At 61.7% G+C, this 17,360-nt stretch carries 20 protein-coding genes; 11 read left to right on the forward strand and 9 right to left on the reverse strand.

Annotated elements, in window-relative coordinates; genetic code table 11:
- Positions 1 to 97 precede the first annotated feature (97 nt).
- Both FIV35_RS27520 and FIV35_RS27525 read right to left on the reverse strand, forming a co-directional pair.
- Entirely contained in the window at positions 98 to 751 is a 654-nt protein-coding gene (locus tag FIV35_RS27520; RefSeq protein WP_034139463.1) for a class I SAM-dependent methyltransferase, read from the reverse strand.
- On the reverse strand, positions 748 to 1,203 hold the full coding sequence (locus tag FIV35_RS27525) for a YbaY family lipoprotein (RefSeq protein WP_034139462.1): 456 nt from the start codon (positions 1,201 to 1,203) through the stop codon (positions 748 to 750). Before FIV35_RS27525 ends, FIV35_RS27520 begins: the two co-directional genes overlap by 4 nt.
- Positions 1,204 to 1,342: 139 nt before the next feature.
- On the opposite strand from FIV35_RS27525, the gene nrdR reads away from it, so the two are divergent.
- The 11 genes from nrdR to FIV35_RS27580 all read left to right on the forward strand — a co-directional run bounded on the left by nrdR (position 1,343) and on the right by FIV35_RS27580 (position 9,549).
- Entirely contained in the window at positions 1,343 to 1,813 is a 471-nt protein-coding gene (nrdR, locus tag FIV35_RS27530; RefSeq protein ID WP_034100969.1) for a transcriptional regulator NrdR, read from the forward strand.
- Positions 1,810 to 2,946 carry a bifunctional diaminohydroxyphosphoribosylaminopyrimidine deaminase/5-amino-6-(5-phosphoribosylamino)uracil reductase RibD gene (gene ribD, locus FIV35_RS27535; protein WP_034139461.1) on the forward strand — a complete coding sequence of 379 codons (1,137 nt, stop codon included), beginning with the start codon at positions 1,810 to 1,812 and terminating at the stop codon, positions 2,944 to 2,946. Before nrdR ends, ribD begins: the two co-directional genes overlap by 4 nt.
- A 45-nt stretch (positions 2,947 to 2,991) precedes the next feature.
- Entirely contained in the window at positions 2,992 to 3,654 is a 663-nt protein-coding gene (locus FIV35_RS27540; protein WP_034100967.1) for a riboflavin synthase, read from the forward strand.
- A gap of 15 nt (positions 3,655 to 3,669) precedes the next feature.
- On the forward strand, positions 3,670 to 4,761 hold the full coding sequence (ribBA, locus tag FIV35_RS27545; protein WP_034100966.1) for a bifunctional 3,4-dihydroxy-2-butanone-4-phosphate synthase/GTP cyclohydrolase II: 1,092 nt from the start codon (positions 3,670 to 3,672) through the stop codon (positions 4,759 to 4,761).
- A gap of 88 nt (positions 4,762 to 4,849) precedes the next feature.
- The gene (gene ribH, locus FIV35_RS27550; protein WP_034100965.1) at positions 4,850 to 5,326 is read left to right on the forward strand and encodes a 6,7-dimethyl-8-ribityllumazine synthase; all 477 of its coding nucleotides are present in this window, start codon (positions 4,850 to 4,852) and stop codon (positions 5,324 to 5,326) included.
- Entirely contained in the window at positions 5,323 to 5,823 is a 501-nt protein-coding gene (nusB, locus tag FIV35_RS27555; protein ID WP_034100964.1) for a transcription antitermination factor NusB, read from the forward strand. Before ribH ends, nusB begins: the two co-directional genes overlap by 4 nt.
- 18 nt (positions 5,824 to 5,841) lie before the next feature.
- On the forward strand, positions 5,842 to 6,807 hold the full coding sequence (thiL, locus tag FIV35_RS27560; RefSeq protein WP_034139460.1) for a thiamine-phosphate kinase: 966 nt from the start codon (positions 5,842 to 5,844) through the stop codon (positions 6,805 to 6,807).
- Between the two features lie 66 nt (positions 6,808 to 6,873).
- The gene (locus FIV35_RS27565) at positions 6,874 to 7,602 is read left to right on the forward strand and encodes a substrate-binding periplasmic protein (RefSeq protein ID WP_034139459.1); all 729 of its coding nucleotides are present in this window, start codon (positions 6,874 to 6,876) and stop codon (positions 7,600 to 7,602) included.
- A 128-nt stretch (positions 7,603 to 7,730) separates the two neighbouring features.
- On the forward strand, positions 7,731 to 8,348 hold the full coding sequence (gene ribA, locus FIV35_RS27570; RefSeq protein WP_034100961.1) for a GTP cyclohydrolase II: 618 nt from the start codon (positions 7,731 to 7,733) through the stop codon (positions 8,346 to 8,348).
- Positions 8,345 to 8,764 carry a hypothetical protein gene (locus FIV35_RS27575; RefSeq protein WP_034100960.1) on the forward strand — a complete coding sequence of 140 codons (420 nt, stop codon included), beginning with the start codon at positions 8,345 to 8,347 and terminating at the stop codon, positions 8,762 to 8,764. Before ribA ends, FIV35_RS27575 begins: the two co-directional genes overlap by 4 nt.
- Positions 8,761 to 9,549: a cobalamin-binding protein gene (locus FIV35_RS27580; protein WP_034139458.1), complete on the forward strand. Its 789-nt coding sequence runs from the start codon at positions 8,761 to 8,763 to the stop codon at positions 9,547 to 9,549. The genes FIV35_RS27575 and FIV35_RS27580 overlap by 4 nt, the downstream gene beginning before the upstream one ends.
- Positions 9,550 to 9,557: 8 nt before the next feature.
- Here the strand turns inward: FIV35_RS27580 and FIV35_RS27585 are convergent, their stop codons facing one another.
- From FIV35_RS27585 to FIV35_RS27615, 7 genes are all read right to left on the reverse strand, one after another.
- On the reverse strand, positions 9,558 to 11,447 hold the full coding sequence (locus FIV35_RS27585; protein WP_034139457.1) for a TonB-dependent receptor domain-containing protein: 1,890 nt from the start codon (positions 11,445 to 11,447) through the stop codon (positions 9,558 to 9,560).
- 82 nt (positions 11,448 to 11,529) lie between these two features.
- Positions 11,530 to 13,428 carry a 1-deoxy-D-xylulose-5-phosphate synthase gene (gene dxs / locus FIV35_RS27590; protein WP_034139456.1) on the reverse strand — a complete coding sequence of 633 codons (1,899 nt, stop codon included), beginning with the start codon at positions 13,426 to 13,428 and terminating at the stop codon, positions 11,530 to 11,532.
- 111 nt (positions 13,429 to 13,539) lie between these two features.
- Positions 13,540 to 14,427, reverse strand: coding sequence for a (2E,6E)-farnesyl diphosphate synthase (gene ispA, locus FIV35_RS27595; protein WP_034139455.1), 888 nt, complete (start codon positions 14,425 to 14,427; stop codon positions 13,540 to 13,542).
- Positions 14,424 to 14,666, reverse strand: coding sequence for an exodeoxyribonuclease VII small subunit (locus FIV35_RS27600; protein ID WP_003176346.1), 243 nt, complete (start codon positions 14,664 to 14,666; stop codon positions 14,424 to 14,426). Before FIV35_RS27600 ends, ispA begins: the two co-directional genes overlap by 4 nt.
- Positions 14,667 to 14,740: 74 nt before the next feature.
- Positions 14,741 to 15,880 (reverse strand): Fic family protein, encoded by a 1,140-nt coding sequence (locus FIV35_RS27605; protein ID WP_034139454.1) that lies wholly within the window; start codon positions 15,878 to 15,880, stop codon positions 14,741 to 14,743.
- Between the two features lie 409 nt (positions 15,881 to 16,289).
- The gene (locus FIV35_RS27610; RefSeq protein WP_034115239.1) at positions 16,290 to 16,622 is read right to left on the reverse strand and encodes a hypothetical protein; all 333 of its coding nucleotides are present in this window, start codon (positions 16,620 to 16,622) and stop codon (positions 16,290 to 16,292) included.
- Positions 16,619 to 17,360 (reverse strand): RHS repeat-associated core domain-containing protein (locus FIV35_RS27615; protein ID WP_211363918.1); only part of this gene is annotated, 742 nt, incomplete at its 5' end. The genes FIV35_RS27610 and FIV35_RS27615, both read right to left, overlap by 4 nt.

The raw sequence follows: 17,360 nt of genomic DNA on the forward strand, positions 1-17,360 counted from the left end.
ATCGATGGTCCAGGCAGCTTGCGAAGGAGGGCATTTTCCATGCACCCGCTTTTGCTGTCTTAACCAATCTATTGCTGAAAATCTGTAACGTGCGGGTTTAACGCTTCGAATGGTACAGGCTCACCTTGCGAAACTCCCAAGGCTCGGCCAGGTCCGGCAGGGTCAGGGCATCCAGTATGTCCAGGCGTCGATAGGCGGGGTGTTGGAAGTCCCGCACGCGCGAGTCGGCCACCAGTGCTTCGCGTCCACGGCTGAGGAAGTGATCCAGCAGTGGCAGGTTGGCGCGGTCGTAGAGCACGTCGGCCACCAGGATCAGGTCGAAGCGGTCGGCTTCGGCGAAAAAATCGGCGGAATAAGCCAGTTCCACGCCGTTGAGTTCGGCATTTGCCCGACAAGATGCCAGCGCCAGCGGGTCGAGGTCGCAGGCCACCACTTCCAGGGCGCCGGCTTTGACGGCGGCGATGCCAGCCACCCCGGAGCCTGCGCCGAAGTCCAGCACGCGCTTGCCCGCAACCCAATCAGGGTGCGCCGCCAGATAGCGGGCCAGCGCCAGGCCGCTGGCCCAGCAAAAACTCCAGTAGGGCGGTTCATGCAGGATGCGCCGGGTTTCTTCCTGGCTGAAGGCGCGGTCCATATTGTCCGCGTCCAGCAGCCATAACGACAGGTCGGTATCCGGCAGCGCGCAGGGCACCAGGTGCGCGTCGCCGATCAGCGCACTCAGGGCGCGCTGCAGGTGCAGCGGTGGCGTCATGGTGCTTTGACGAGTTGCAGGGGGCCGGTGGTCTGGGTGATCGCCTGGGTAATGCGCACGGCGGGCAGGTGCAGGATCAACTGACCGGATTGGCTGGCGCGACCGCGCAACTCGACCCGCGCACCGGCCGGGAACGCTTCAGGGTTGAATCGCAGGCGGAAGGCCAGGGGTTTGCCGTTGCCGGTCAGCACACTGCTGGCCAGTAATTGTTGCGGGCGCGCGCGATCGTCGATCACCAGCAATGCCATCTCGACCTCGGCGCCGGCGGGCACGTTGGTCAGGCTGCCGTTGATTTCACGCTGGTAGGCCGGCAGGGGGCCGAGGTCTTCGACCCCTGGGACTTTTTTCTCCTGCGCGGGCGTCGGTTGGGGCGCGCTCGGCTTGGGGGCTTCGCTGCTGCAGGCGACCAGAACACTGAACAACGCGAGTAAAACAACAGGTCGTAACTGCATGTACGGCTCCAGAAGGGACAAAATCCGTGGCTTAAAAGAGAAGAAACATAATTGTCAGCCTATATACCGTAAAGGCTATGGCTTGTCTTGCCACGGGGATGCGCTACCATGGCCCTCCCATTTTTTGTTGCCTGCCACCATGCACTGTCCCTTCTGCGGTGCCAACGACACCAAGGTCATCGACTCGCGACTGGTCGCCGAGGGCGATCAAGTACGTCGCCGGCGCGAATGCCTGGCCTCTGGCTGCGGTGAACGTTTCACCACCTTCGAAACCGCCGAACTGGTGTTGCCACGGCTGATCAAGTCCGACGGCAGCCGCCAACCCTTCGACGAAGAAAAACTGCGCGCCGGTATGCAGCGCGCCCTGGAAAAACGCCCGGTGAGCGTCGAGCGGCTGGAAGCGGCCCTGGCGCATATCAAGCACAAGTTGCGTGCCACCGGCGAGCGCGAGGTCAAGAGCCTGGTCGTGGGCGAGCTGGTGATGGGCGAGCTGCAAAAGCTCGACGAAGTTGCCTATATCCGTTTCGCCTCGGTGTACCGACGCTTCCAGGACCTCAACGAGTTCCGCGAAGAGATCGATCGCCTGGCCCGCGAGCCGGCTAAACAATGAACCCGCCTTGCGCCGAACAGGCCGTGCTCGACGCCCACTACATGGCCCGTGCCCTGGAGCTTGCGCGCAAGGGCGTGTACACCACCCATCCCAACCCTCGGGTCGGCTGCGTGATCGTGCGCGATGGGCAGATTGTCGGCGAAGGCTGGCATGAGCGCACCGGCGAGCCCCACGCCGAGCCCAATGCCCTGCGCGCCGCCGGCGATAAAGCGCGCGGCGCCACGGTGTACGTGACCCTCGAACCTTGCAGCCACCATGGCCGCACGCCGCCATGCGCCGATGCGCTGGTGAGTGCTGGCGTGGCACGGGTGGTGGCCGGGATGCAGGACCCCAATCCGGAAGTCGCCGGGCGCGGCATGCAGCGTCTGGCCCAGGCTGGGATCGAAGTGCGCAGCGGCGTGCTGGAGAGCCAGGCGCGAGCGCTGAACCCGGGCTTTCTCAAACGTATGGAACACGGTCTGCCTTTTGTGCGGGTCAAGTTGGCGATGAGCCTGGACGGTCGCACCGCGATGGCCAGCGGCGAAAGCCAGTGGATCACCGGCCCCGCCGCCCGTGCCGCTGTGCAGCGCCTGCGTGCCGAGGCCAGTGTGGTCTTGACCGGTGCCGACACGGTGCTGGCCGACGGCGCGCGGCTGACCGTGCGTGCCGCCGAACTGGGCCTCGATGAAGCCACGACCGCCTTGGCCATGTCGCGCCCGCCGTTGCGCGTGTTGATCGACGGCCGCCTGCGGGTGCCGCTCAATGCGCCGTTCTTCAAGGCCGGCCCGGCACTGGTCATCACCTGCGTGACCCCGGAAAACCAGTTTCCCCGTGGCCCTGAATGCCTGGTAGTACCGGGCGTCGACGGCCAGGTCGACCTGCGTTCGGCGCTGGTGGCGCTGGCCGCGCGGGGCGTCAACGAAGTGTTGGTGGAGGCAGGGCCAAGTCTGGCCGGCGCGTTTGCGCAGCAGGGCCTGGTGGACGAATACGTGATATTCGTCGCCGGCAAGTTCCTCGGCTCCGCCGCCCGCCCTTTGCTGGACTGGCCGCTTGAGAAACTGGCCGACGCTCCCCAACTCAAGATCACTGACATGCGCGCTGTAGGCGACGACTGGCGAGTCACCGCCATCCCTGTGCCATCAGCCAGCGTATAATTTCCGGCCTGCGCACCGCGCGGCCCCGTTTTCCAGGAGAAGGCCATGTTCACCGGCATTATCGAATCCATCGGCAGCATTCGCGCCATGACCCCCAAGGGCGGCGACGTACGCCTGCTGGTTGAAACCGGCAAGCTCGACCTGGGCGACGTCAAACTGGGCGACAGCATCGCCGTCAACGGCGTGTGCCTGACCGTCATCGAACTGCCGGGCAATGGCTTTGCCGCCGACGTCAGCCGCGAAACCCTGGACTGCACGGCGATGAACGATCTCAAGGCCGGCAGCCCGGTCAACCTGGAAAAAGCCCTGACCCCGACCACCCGCCTGGGCGGTCACCTGGTCAGCGGCCACGTCGACGGCGTTGGCGAAGTGGTGTCGCGCAGCGAAAACGCGCGGGCGGTGGAATTCCGCATCCGCGCGCCAAAAGACTTGGCCAAGTACATCGCCCACAAAGGCTCGATCACCGTCGACGGCACCAGCCTGACCGTGAACGCCGTCAACGGCGCCGAATTCGAATTGACCATCATCCCGCACACCCTGAGCGAAACCATCATGGCCTCGTACCAGCCGGGTCGCCGGGTGAATCTGGAAGTGGACTTGCTTGCCCGTTACCTGGAGCGCCTGTTGCTGGGCGATAAGGCCGCAGAGCCGACTGCCGGGAACATCACCGAAAGTTTTCTGGCCGCTAATGGCTACCTGAAATCCTGACCAAGGGGGTGCCACGTGGCGCTCAATAGCATCGAAGAACTGGTTGAAGACATCCGCCAAGGCAAGATGGTCATCCTGATGGATGACGAAGACCGCGAGAACGAAGGCGACATCATCATGGCCGCCGAAGCCTGCAAGGCCGAGCACATCAACTTCATGGCCAAGCACGCCCGCGGCCTGATCTGCATGCCCATGAGCCGCGAGCGCTGCGAACTGCTCAAGCTGCCATTGATGGCGCCGCGTAACGGCTCGGGTTTCGGTACCAAGTTCACCGTATCGATTGAAGCCACCACCGGCGTGACCACCGGCATCTCCGCCGCCGACCGCGCTCGCACCGTGCAGGCCGCCGCCGCCAAGGATGCCAAGGCTGAAGACATCGTCAGCCCCGGCCATATCTTCCCGTTGATGGCCCAGCCCGGCGGTACCCTGGCCCGTGCCGGCCACACCGAAGCCGCCTGCGACCTGGCGCGCATGGCCGGTTTCGAACCCAGCGGCGTGATCTGCGAAGTGATGAACGATGACGGCACCATGGCCCGTCGCGCCGAACTCGAAGCGTTCGCCGCCGAACACGGCATCAAGATCGGCACCATCGCCGACCTGATTCACTACCGCATGATCCACGAACGTACCGTTCAGCGGATTGCCGAGCAGCCATTGGACAGCGAACTGGGCCAATTCAACCTGGTGACCTACCGTGATTCGGTGGAAGGCGACGTGCACATGGCCCTGACACTGGGCAATATTTGCGCCGATGAACCGACGCTGGTCCGCGTGCATAACATGGACCCGCTGCGCGACCTGCTGATGGTCAAGCAACCCGGCCGCTGGAGCCTGCGCGCCGCCATGGCCGCGGTTTCCGAGGCTGGCAGCGGCGTGGTGCTGTTGTTGGGCAACCCGGTGGATGGCGACGTTTTGCTCGCGCATATCCGTGAAACCGCCGAGCAGACCCAGGTGAAAACCCCCACCACCTACAGCATTGTCGGTGCCGGTTCGCAGATCCTGCGTGACCTCGGTGTGCGCAAAATGCGCCTGATGAGCGCACCGATGAAATTTAATGCGATATCCGGTTTCGATCTGGAAGTTGTAGAATACGTGCCCTCCGAATAAAGGCCGGCGATTTCTGCCCCTTGTTCGCGGTTAAATCATCACTGAGGGACGCACTTTTCGCGTCCCGGCTCTTTAAGAGATTTGTCGAATGACCCTGAAGACCATCGAAGGTACCTTCATCGCCCCCAAAGGCCGCTATGCCCTGGTGGTTGGCCGCTTCAACAGCTTCGTGGTTGAAAGCCTGGTAAGCGGTGCCGTGGACGCCCTGGTTCGCCACGGTGTGAGCGAGAGCGATATCACGATCATCCGCGCCCCTGGCGCCTTCGAAATTCCGCTGGTTGCGCAAAAAGTGGCCCAACAGGCCGAATACGCTGCAATCATTGCCCTGGGCGCGGTCATTCGGGGCGGCACGCCGCACTTCGAATACGTGGCCGGCGAATGCACCAAGGGCCTGGCCCAGGTGTCCATGGAGTTCGGCGTGCCGGTTGCGTTCGGCGTGCTGACCGTGGATTCCATCGAACAAGCCATCGAGCGTTCCGGCACCAAGGCCGGTAACAAAGGTGCCGAAGCTGCCCTGTCCGCCCTGGAAATGGTCAGCCTGCTGTCGCAGTTGGAGGCCAAGTGATTTCCGACGAGAGCGATCAGTTCAACCCTCAGGACCCACGCCCTGCGGATGCCGGCAAGCCGTCCAAGAGCGAGAAGCGTCGCAAGGCGCGTCAACTTGCGACCCAGGCGCTGTATCAGCGTCATCTGGCAGGTGCTTCGCTGAACGAAATCGAAGCGCAGTTTCGCGTCGATAACGACTTTACCTTCGCCGATCAAAGCTATTTCCACGACATCCTGCACGGCGTTCACGCCAGCTTGACCGAGATCGACACGGCCCTGGCACCTTGCCTGGACCTGACCATCGAGGAACTGGACCCGGTAGAACTGTGCGTAATGCGCCTGTCCACCTGGGAACTGCTCAAGCGCGTCGACGTACCGTACCGCGTGGTGATCAACGAAGGCATCGAGCTGGCGAAAGTCTACGGTTCGACCGACGGCCACAAGTTCGTCAACGGCGTGCTCGATAAGCTGGCCCCGCGCCTGCGCGAAGCCGAAGTCAAGGAACACAAGCGCTGATCCGCGCTTGAGTTCTCGATGGGTGAGTTTGAGCTGATCCGCACATACTTCGCCGCCGCGCCTTGTGCGCAGGGCGGCGAAGGCATTGCCCTGGGGATCGGCGACGACTGCGCCTTGCTGGCGCTGCCCCCTGGGGAGCAACTGGCAATCTCCACCGATACTCTGGTGGCCGGCGTGCATTTTGCCGACCCCTGCGATCCGTTCCTGCTCGGCCAGCGCTCGTTGGCCGTGGCGGTGAGCGATCTGGCCGCCATGGGCGCCCACCCCCTCGCATTTACCCTTGCACTCACCACGCCGAGCGTCGATGCCGGTTGGCTGCAACGCTATGCCCAGGGGTTGAACGCCATGGCGCAACGCTGCGGCGTGGGCCTGGTGGGGGGCGATACCACGCGCGGGCCGCTGAGCCTGACCATGACCGTGTTCGGCCGTGTCCCGGCGGGGCAGGCTCTGACCCGTAGCGGCGCGCAGCCAGGTGATTGGCTGTGCGTTGGCGGCGAACTGGGCAACGCCGCCGGCGCCTTGCCACTGGTGCTGGGCCAGCGCAGCGCCGAGGCGGCGGTCGCCGAGCCGTTATTGGCCCATTACTGGTCGCCGCAACCGCAACTGGCACTGGGATTGGCGCTGCGCGGCAAGGCCACGGCGGCGATGGATATTTCCGATGGGCTATTGGCCGATTGTGGGCATATCGCCAAAGCCTCGGCTGTCAGCCTGGTCATTGAGCGGCAGGCGCTGCCATTGTCCAAAGCTCTTTTGGCGTTCGTGGGTGACGAGCAGGCGCGGGTGGCCGCTCTGAGCGGTGGCGACGACTATGTGCTGGCCTTTACCCTGCCGCCCGCGCAGTTGGCGCCGTTGCTGGGCGACGGCTGGCCAATTCATGTGATCGGCCGGGTCGAGGCAGGCCAGGGAGTGACCCTGCTTGACGCCAATGGCCAGGACATCACACCCGCCGTGCGCGGCTACCAACATTTTCGCGATGCACCCTGAAGCGGCGGCCTGGGCTACCCTCAATAGCGTAATTCCTGATGCAAGGCTCTGTAGGAGGTCGCCCCCATGGGTGTACGCCGCTGGTTGCTGACACTGCTGTGCTTCGCCGCGACGCTTTTGCAGGCGCAGGAGACTCCCGTGTCACCTGCCAAGGTTACGCTGGCCAGTGAGGCGTGGGACGGCTACACCAATGCCGACGGCAGCGGCCTTGCCTGGGACGTGATGCGCAAGGTTTTCGAGCCGGCGGGATTCACTGTTCAAACCCGCACCGAGCCCTACACCCGAGCGGTTGGCCTGGCCCAGCGCGGCGAGGTGGATGGCTGGGTCGGTTCGTACCGTGACGAAGTCAAGGATGTGCTGTATCCCCGCTGGCACTACGATTCCGACCCCATTTACGCCCTCGGCCTGGCCACTTCCAAGGCGCCGAGCCTGGCCACGCTGGGGGAGTATCGCCTGGCCTGGGTGCATGGCTACAAATACGAAGCGTACTTGCCGAATGTACGACGTTTTAACCAGATACGTCGGCGCGACGGTATTTTGCCGATGCTGCAACACGGACGAGCCGACTTCTACATCGATGCCTTTACCGAAGCACAGGAAGTCCTCAATCAGGCGCAAGACCCGTCGATCTTTCGGTTGACCCACCTGACTCAACTGCCCCTCTACGTGGGCTTTGCCGACAACGAGCACGGACGCGGCCTGCGCGCCGTATTTGATCGGCGTATGGACTCGCTGGTGAAAAGTGGCGAACTCAAACCGATTTTCCAGCACTGGAAACAGCCCTATCCGTTCTGACCTGCATAGAACCGAGTTGAAGGCCAATCGAACCGATTGATCTTTATCAGCGATCATTCAGCTTAAGCGTCTGTCAGAACCTGCTGTTACAATGCCGCCTCTGTGAAATCTGAAATCAGGAGCACACGGTGCCCGTCGTTTTCGTCGCCGCTTCCAAGCTGCCTACCCCTTTTGCCACGTTCACCATGAGCGGCTTTCTTGAAGAAGCCACCGGGCGCGAGCACGTTGTGCTCAGCCTGGGCGACATCGCCGATGGCGAGCCCGTGCTCGGCCGTCTGCACTCTGAGTGCCTGACCGGCGATGCGTTGTTCAGCCAGCGCTGTGACTGCGGCTCGCAGCTCGAAGCCGCGCTGCAGGCCATCGCCCGGGAAGGTCGTGGCGTGTTGCTGTATTTGCGTCAGGAAGGCCGTGGCATAGGCCTGCTGAACAAAATCCGCGCCTACGAATTGCAGGATGGCGGCGCCGATACTGTGGAAGCCAACGAACGTCTGGGTTTCGCGGCCGATCAGCGTGACTACGCGATCTGCCTGCCGATGCTTGAGCACCTGGGGGTCAAATCCCTGCGCCTGATGACCAACAATCCGCGCAAGGTCAAGGCCTTGACCGACATGGGCATCACCGTGGCCGAGCGCGTGCCGCTGCACACGGGGCAAAACCCGCACAACAAGCTCTACCTGGCGACCAAGGCCAGCAAGCTCGACCACATGATGGGCAACGAGCATCAAGGTGAGGTAGACCGCGCGTGACTCGGGGCCAGGTCAAGCGTCGGCTGTCCGTCAACTGGTGGCAGTATCTGGCCCTGGCGCTGTTGCCCTTGTTTGTGATCAACCTGGTGTTTGGCCAGGCTGAATCCTTGCTGCCGGTGTTGGCCATGCCGTTCTTTATCGCGGGTGTGGCCTCGATGTTCCTCAGCCTGCGCTACTTCAACGGCTATAAACACGCGTTGATCGCCACCTCCAAAGCCCTCGACACCGCCGAAGAACCCGGCGCCTGGATCACCTTGGCGGCCCGTCGCCGTACGGCGCTGCTGGTGGCCGCGCTGCCCGCGTGGATCGGTGCGCTGGCGGTGTTCGTCGGCCTGGAGGCGGTGCCGTTGTTTCTATTGGCGCTGTCGACGATGGTGCTGTTTTACCTCTACCGCATCCCGCGTCAGTTGGGATGATGCGCCGCTGGCTGGCGCTGCTGGTGTTGGCGCTGAGTGCCCAGGCCCTGGCGGCCGAGCGGGTGGTCAGCCTGGCGCCGTCGCTGTCGGAAATCGTGATGGAACTGGGTGCCGCCGACCTGCTGGTGGGCCTGCTCGACGGTGGCGAGCGCCCGGCGGCATTGGCGCAGGTGCCGTCCGTGGGGCGTTACGGGCAGTTGGACATGGAACGCCTGCTCAGCCTCAAGCCAGACCTGATCCTACTGTGGCCCGGCAGCGTCGGCCCGGCCCAGCGCGCGCAGTTGCAGCGGTTGAATATCCCGGTGTACGTCGCCGAACCCCACAATCTCGAACAACTCACCACCCAGGTTCAGGCCATCGCCGAGCGGCTTGGGCGTGCCGACGCCGGCCGGCAATTGGCCGAGCGGTTGCGCCAGCGCCTGGCCGAACTGCGTCAGCGCTACCGACGTGCCGAACCTTTTCGAGTGTTTTACCAGGTGTGGAACTCGCCGCTGTACACCGTGGGCGGTGGGCAGATCATCAGCGACGCGTTGACGGTCTGCGGCGCACGCAATGTGTTCGACGACCTCAAACTGCCGGCGCCGCAAGTCAGTATCGAGTCGGTGTTGCAGCGCAATCCCGAGCTGATTCTGGTCAGCGATCAAGCGCAAATGGACGCCTGGAAAGCCTGGCCAACCATGGCCGATCGCGTACGGCAGGTGCCCGATAAAGGCCTGGAGCGGCCCAGCGGGCAGATGCTGGAGGCGGTGGGGCGGTTGTGCCAGGTAATTGCGCCGGACCTGTGACTGGAGCCTCAGATTTCCGGAGTCCAGGTCACACCGAACAGCCATACCCGACCTTCTTCGCGGTAATCCTGATTGTTGATAAACATCGGATCGTCATAGCTGTAACGCGCCCGCGCGTAGGACTTGTCCAGTAGGTTGTCGACCTTCAGCGACAGCGTCACTTCCCGATTGATCGCCCACCGGCTGCGCAGCCCTAGCAACGCATAACCGCCCAGGCGTTGTGCATTGTCGGCATCGTCATAGCTGCCGCTGATTGCCTGCCAACTGGCGCCGAGGCCGAGTTGATCGAATTGCCGGTCCAGGTCCAGGCTCAACGTACGCCGTGCGCGACGGGCCAGGGTGTGGCCTGTGCTACGGTCGCGCGGGTCGATAATCGACAACCCCAGATTGCCCTGCCAGCCGAACAGGTCCTGCTTGAGTGCCGCTTCCATGCCGTTGATACGCGCCGACGCCACATTCTGCGGCTTGCCCGTGCTGTCGAGGATGATTGCGTCGCTCAAGTCCGTGCGGTACAGCGAGGCCTCCAGGCGTGTGCTGTCACTGAGCTGGCTGCGCCACTGCAGTTCGTAGCTCTTGGAGGTTTCGGGTTGCAGGTCGGGGTTGCTGTACCGCGTGTCGGGGTAATACAGGTCGTTGAAGGTGGGGGCGCGAAAGCCTTCGCTGTAGCTCAGCAATACATCATTGTCGGGGTTGATCGGCAAGGTCAGCGTGCCGCTCCAACTGTTCTGCGCGCCGAACTGCTGATTCTGGTCACGGCGCAGGCCCAGTTCCGTGGAAAACCACTCACTGTGAAAGCGATGCTGCACAAAGGCCGCGCGGTTCCAGCGGCTGTTTTCACTGAACGCGGTGGAGCCGTGGAAGCGGTCTTCATACCAGTCACCGCCGAGGATCAGGCTGTTGTGTTCGTCCAGGGTCAGGTCGTTCTGCCAGTTGACCGAGTCGCGGTAGGTGTTGAACACGCTGAAGTCGTCGCTGAGGGTGTCACGCTTGGTGTCGCGGTTCTCGCTGTGGCCCAGTTCCAGGCGTGACTGCCAGCGCGGGTTGAACGTGGCATCGAGGTAACCGCTGGCACTGCTGACGGTGTAATCGGTGTAGGGCTTTTGCCCCAGCGTCTGGCCGCTGGCGGCGTCGTAGCGGCCGAAACTGTTGTCGTACTCCGACTTGCCACGGCTATCGAGCAGGTTGAAACCCGCCTCAAGCGCCTCGCTGAATGAATGGCTGAGGTTAAGACTGAGGGACTGGTTACGGTAAGCATCGTGGTCGCCGTCAGTGGGAAAGGATGCGTGGGTCGAGTTGATGCCGGCGGTTTCATCCAGGCTTGCGCCCAGGTTGAACCGCGTGTGTTCATCCCCGCCTGACAGACCGAGGCTGCGTTGCCAGGTCTGAAGACTGCCAAAGCCCAAGGTCAGACGTGGCTGCAAGCCTTGCTCGGCGTTGCGTCGGGTGAAGACTTGAATTACCCCGCCAATTGCATCGCTGCCGTAGATCACCGAGCGTGAGCCGCGCAGCACTTCCACGCGCTCGATCTGATCGACACTGAGGTATTGCAGGCCGCTATCGCCGGAGGTGGTATTGGCGATGCGCTGGCCGTCCACCAGCACCAGGCTTTGGGCGGACTTGGTGCCGCGCAGGTAGATCCCCGGCAAACTGCCGCGCCCGCCGGTGGGCGCCACTTGCACGCCAGGCACGCGGTTGAGCAGGTCGGTAAGGCTGGTCGGTTGCAGGCGGTCGATATCGTCGCGGGTGAACACCGTGTTGGCGGCGCTGCTGTCATTGCGCGCCTGGACCTGGCGGTTGGTGCTGATGACGATATCGGGGAGTTTCAGCGCATCGTCGCGGGTGTCGGCGAGCAATTGCGGGGAGGGCAGGAGCAGCAAGGCAAAGTACAGGTGTTTCATGGGCTGTCCATGGCGTTGAGAAGGGCACAAATCAAATATGGGAGGGGGCTTGCCCCCTCCCACACTCCTTTGGTCCCGGTTTCTACAGGCCCAGCAGCGCCATGCGGTTGCGCACAGAGGCTTCAATCCCGGCCTCATCCAGCCCGCATTCGGCCAGCATCTGCGCCGGCTTGGCATGCTCGACATATACATCCGGCAAGCCCAGGTGAAGCACCGACTTGAGGATATTCTCCCGCGCCAGGTACTCGCTGACCGCTGCACCGGCGCCGCCCATGATGGCGTTTTCTTCCACCGTGACCAACAACTCGTGACTGCCGGCGATCTCGCGCACCAGCGCTTCATCCAGAGGTTTGGCGAAGCGCATGTCGACCACCGTGGCGTCGAGCTTCTCGGCGACTTTCAAGGCTTCGGCCAATTGCACGCCGAATACCAGGAACGCCACCTGGCTGCCCTGACGACGCACGATGCCCTTGCCGATCTCGATGGGCTCCAGGTCTTTTTCGATCACGGCGTTCGGGCCGTTGCCGCGTGGGTAACGCACCGCAGCCGGGCCGTTGTACAGATGGCCGGTGCTGAGCATCTTGCGCAATTCGTTTTCGTCGCTCGGGGTCATCACCAGCATGCCTGGGATGCAGCGCAGGTAGGACAAATCGAAACTGCCGGCGTGGGTCGGGCCGTCTTCGCCCACCAGGCCGGCGCGGTCGATGGCGAACAGCACGTCGAGGTTCTGCACCGCGACGTCATGCACCAGTTGGTCGTAACCGCGCTGCAGGAAGGTGGAGTAGATCGCGACCACCGGCTTGGCGCCTTCGCAGGCCATGCCGGCGGCGAACGTCACCGCGTGCTGCTCGGCAATCGCCACGTCGAAGTAGCGCAGCGGGAAACGCTCGCTGAACGCCACCAGATCCGAGCCTTCCTTCATCGCCGGAGTGATGCCCACCAGGCGCGAGTCGGCGGCGGCCATGTCGCACAGCCACTCGCCGAACACCCCGGAATACTTCGGCCCGCTGGCCTTTTTCGGCGCGGCGGCGGGAGCGTCCAGCGGTTCGAGCTTGGTGATCGCGTGATAACCGATCGGGTCGACTTCCGCCGGGGCGAAGCCTTTGCCTTTTTTGGTGACGATATGCAGGAACTGCGGGCCCTTGAGGTCACGCATATTGCGCAGCGTGGCGATCAGGGTCGGCAGGTCGTGGCCGTCGATTGGGCCGATATAGTTCCAGCCCAGCTCTTCGAACAAGGTGCCGGGCACGAGCATGCCCTTGGCGTATTCTTCGGTGCGCCGGGCAATTTCCCACGCGCCGGGCAGACGCGAGAGTACCTTTTTGCTGCCTTCGCGCATGCTGGCATACGTACGGCTGGAAAGAATCTTGGCCAGGTAGTTGGACAAGCCGCCGACATTGCGCGAGATCGACATGTCGTTGTCGTTTAGGATCACCAGCATGTTGGCGTCCACTTCCGGCGCGTGGTTCAGCGCTTCGAACGCCATGCCGGCGGTCAGTGCACCATCGCCGATCACGGCAATCGCTTTGCGATCACTGTTTTGCAGGCGGGCGGCAATCGCCATGCCCAGTGCCGCACTGATGGACGTGCTGGAGTGGCCGACGCCAAAGGTGTCGTACTCGCTCTCCGAACGACGCGGGAAGGCGGCGACGCCGTCCTTCTGGCGCAGCGTGCTCATGCGCTCGCGACGGCCGGTGAGGATTTTATGCGGATACGCCTGATGGCCCACATCCCACACCAGCCGGTCGTCCGGGGTGTCGAACACGTAATGCAGGGCGATGGTCAGCTCGATGACGCCCAGGCCGGCACCGAAATGCCCACCGGTCTGACCGACCGTGTAGAGCAATTCCAGGCGCAATTCATCGGCCAGGGTTTCCAGCTCGGCTTCACCCAGACGACGCAGGCCGTCCGGCGTGGCAGCACGGTCGAGCAGGGGCGTGGACGGGCGCTTGCGGGGAATCTCTTGAAACGTCGTGGGCATCAGGCGAATCGTTATAGGTATAGAAAGAGGCGGCAGTTTACCTCAAGCATCGCAAACTGCCCACGCGGAGCGCCGAACTTGGCCGATATGCGGCCGTAATGGCCGTGGTTATCAGTGGCGGCGTTCGACGATATACCGCGCCAGGTTACGCAGAGGTTCGGCCGCCGCGTCGAAAGGTCGCAGGGCCGCCAGGGCCTGGTCGCGCAGTTCCAGGGCGTAGGCCTTGGCAGCGTCGAGCCCGAGCAGCGCAGGATAGGTCGGCTTGTCCCGGGCGATATCGGCGCCCTGGCGTTTGCCCAGGGTGGCGGTGTCACTTTCCACGTCGAGAATGTCGTCCTGCACCTGGAAAGCCAGGCCGATGGCCTGGGAGTAGGTTTGCAAGGCTGCCAATTGCGCAGGCTGCGCACGGCCGCTGGCCAGCGCGCCCAACTGCACGGCGGCCTCTATCAGCGCACCGGTCTTATGGCGATGCATGTGTTCGAGTGCTTTTTGATCCAGCTTGAGACTGACCGAGCCCATGTCGATGGCCTGCCCGCCGACCATCCCGGCCGGGCCCGCAGCCTGCGCCAGTGTGGTGACCATGCGCAGGCGGATCTCGGCGTTGACGCTGCTCAGGCGCGGGTCCAGCAATGCGCTGAACGCCAGGCTTTGCAGGCCATCACCGGCCAGGATGGCATAGGCTTCATCGAAGGCTTTATGAGTGGTGGGCTGGCCGCGACGCAGATCGTCGTCGTCCATGGCCGGCAAATCGTCATGTACCAGGGAATACGCGTGAATCAACTCCACCGCGCACGCGGCGCCATTGGCCTGCTCGGCCGACGCGCCCAGCGCTTCACAGGCTGCGTACGCCAGCAATGGGCGCACGCGCTTGCCGCCATTCATCACGCTGTAACGCATGGCTTCATAGAGGCGATTCATTTCCGGGCTTGGCGCTACGAACAAGGGGTCCAGCGCCGCATTCACCCGGGCTTGGCTACTGGCCTGATACGCGTCGATCATTCCGGCTGTTCCGCGTCGAAAGGTTCTTCGGCCAACTCCCCGTCACGCTCCAGCAACACCTGCACCTTCTGCTCCGCCTGCGCCAACGCGCTCTGACAGTCGCGGGTCAGGCCGATGCCTTGCTCAAACGCTGTCAGCGAGTCCTCCAGCGACAACTCGCCGTTCTCCAGACGCTCGACCAGGGTTTGCAGGTCAGCGAGGGATTGTTCGAAATCGAGTGCAACTTTTTTGCGGGCCATGGCGGCTATTCCGGTAGACGGTAAACCGGCGCGACACTAGCAGACATGGGGATTCTGGGCAAATGAGCGGGGTGTCACTTGCCTGCTGTATTGACCTGATAACGCGTGCTGCGGCCGCCTCCGGGCAGACGAACCAAGCAGTTTTTTTCCAGCAGGTCAGCCAGGTGTCGCGTCGCTGTCGCCTTGGAGACCTTTGCGACCGCCTGGTACTGCGCCGCGCTGATGCCGTGTTCGAAGCCCTTCTCACCACCGTCGAGCAGTCGATTGAGGACCTTGATTTGTTCAGCAGACAAAGGGAGGTCGCGGTGTTGCTGCCAGAACCGACTCTTTCCCAGCACTCGGTCAATCCGCGCCATTGCCTGCTGCACGCTGCGTAACAGGGTTTTAAGGAACCACTCCAGCCAGTCAGTGATATCCAGTGAGGCCTTCTGGCTGGATTCCAGTGCGTTGTAGTAGCCGGTGCGGTCTTCGAGGATGCTGGCTGACATGGCATAGAAACGGATGGCCTGGTGTTCACCCTGGGCCAGTGCCAAATCGGTGATAGCGCGTGTCAGGCGACCATTGCCGTCATCGAAGGGATGCAGTGTGACAAACCAGAAGTGCGCGACGCCGGCGCGTACCAGCGGGTCCAGTTCCGGCTGATCGCGGCTGGTTTCGAACCACTCCAGAAAATCCGCCAGTGCCTGCTCCAGTCCCAGACGTGGCGGGGCCTCGAAATGCACGGTCGGCCGATCAAGCCGGCCCGACACGACTTGCATTGGCTCATCTCCCCTCAAGGATCCAATATTGAGCGCTCGAGCGGTATAGCTCGCTTCCGGGACCGGGAACAATAAGTGATGCCATTTCAATAGGCGGGCGAGGGTAAACGGCTGGGTGAATTGTTGAGTGGCATCCATCATCAACTCGGCGAGGCCTTCGCTGCGGCGGCTTACCTGACCGTCTTCCATAGCTTCCAGGCCCATCCGCCTTGCCAGGGACGAGCGCACCGAGCCGACATTCAACTGTTCACCCTCAATCGCCGAGGACGTCAGGATATTTTGCAGCAGCGCATCCAGTTCATTCTGTGCGCTGACTGGCTGGCTGACGGAGCCGAGCATGCCCAGCAACTTGCCCTGGGCTTGTCCGCAATCGCGCAGCAACGGCGCGAGGCGACCGGGTTGCCAGTGGAAGTGCGGCCAGTCGGCGTGTTGCCAGATCCAGTGCGGATGAGCCATGGTTGAATGCCTGGGGTGCGTGAGCCGAATAAAGGGGTTATTCGGCTCATTTGGTGAGCCGATTGTGCTTCGGATTTGGCTCAGGGTCTAGGCTGGTGGTGGGTGTTTTCGTGAGCACGCCATAAAGTCCACCTTCTAGGCCGAAATCTAATGACGGATGCTGTACTCTCCGATTTTTCAGGAGCAGTCATCCATGATGCGTCCCGACATCAAAGTCGAATGAGTGTGTCTCTATACCAAGCCCGTAGGTGACGTTCTGCTCAGATATTCGTTGGATAAAGAAAAATGTTAGTTGATCTCACTTCGAAAGAAGCTGGATTAGTGAGTGATTAGCTCATCAAACTCAATGTTTTAGTTGCGCTATGGAGAAATGGTAGAAAATGACCATTTACCAAGTACATGTATCAAGCTAAAAGAAGAAAAATAGCCCTGTGTGGTTCTTGATTGCGATTGTGTTCAGGTGGATCAATTTTTTCATTACTGATGAGTTTTCAGGCGTCAGGTGGTCTTTAAATATCGCTAGCGCCTTGATGAGGTCCTCGTTGGTATTGATACTCTCATCTTCGTAGTCGTCAATTATTTTTCCCAGGGTGTTATTTATAGTTTCCACTGCGCCAGAGATCAGTAGTTTTTTATAATCTTCATCGGTGAGGTGAATGGTTTCAAGCAGAGAGTCCGGGCAATCATTTATGTCCAATAACCTCATGGCCTCTAGCGTAAGTGGGACACAAATCATCTTCATTGTTTTAGTTCCTTATTGAAATGGGTTGCTTCATTGTATTCACTTTGTGTTCTGCCCATTTGCTTTCCTGAAGGAGATGTCTTGTTGTTGGGCACGACGCCTTCAAGGCTTAAGTATCGTCTCGATCCCGGCAATGATGGGTCGTAGATTCTAAAGTAGTTTCCATTGATGTCCTCTACAACTTCAACTCCATTGAGAGGGTTCTTATATATTTTTTTGCCTTTGTCTGTTGTGGTTACAGTTGGATCGGTGCCGGCAAATTTGACAATGTTTTCATTCAGGTTAGCTGTTTTCCAATTCGCTGAGTATTTAGCTGATCGCTCAGCTCCTCCTGTTTTGGGTAATACAGCATCTCCTTCATCAGCTTTTACAGTTTTGGCCGGTTCATTAGCAGCTACCTCTGGCTTACAACCGTCTCCCCCGGGGCAGGTGTTTAAGCCTAACGGATCTACCCATCCTGTAGGGTTTGGAGCGTACTGGTAGGAGTTGATCCCCCCCGCCAACTTTACGGGGTCTGGTGTGAGGTAACGACCAATATCGGGATTGTAGTAGCGATGGCGGTTGTAGTGCAGGCCGCTTTCTTCGTCGAAGTATTGGCCCTGGAAGCGCAGTGGGTTGTCGAGTTTGCCTACGTCGAGGCGGGCGATTTCGCCGTAGGCGCGGTAGTGGGCGGACCAGGCGATATCGCCCTCGGGGGTGGTGAGTTCCTGGGGTGTGCCGAGGTGGTCGAGTTGGTAG

It is taken from the genome of Pseudomonas rhodesiae (assembly GCF_007858255.1).
Taxonomy (GTDB): domain Bacteria; phylum Pseudomonadota; class Gammaproteobacteria; order Pseudomonadales; family Pseudomonadaceae; genus Aquipseudomonas; species Aquipseudomonas rhodesiae.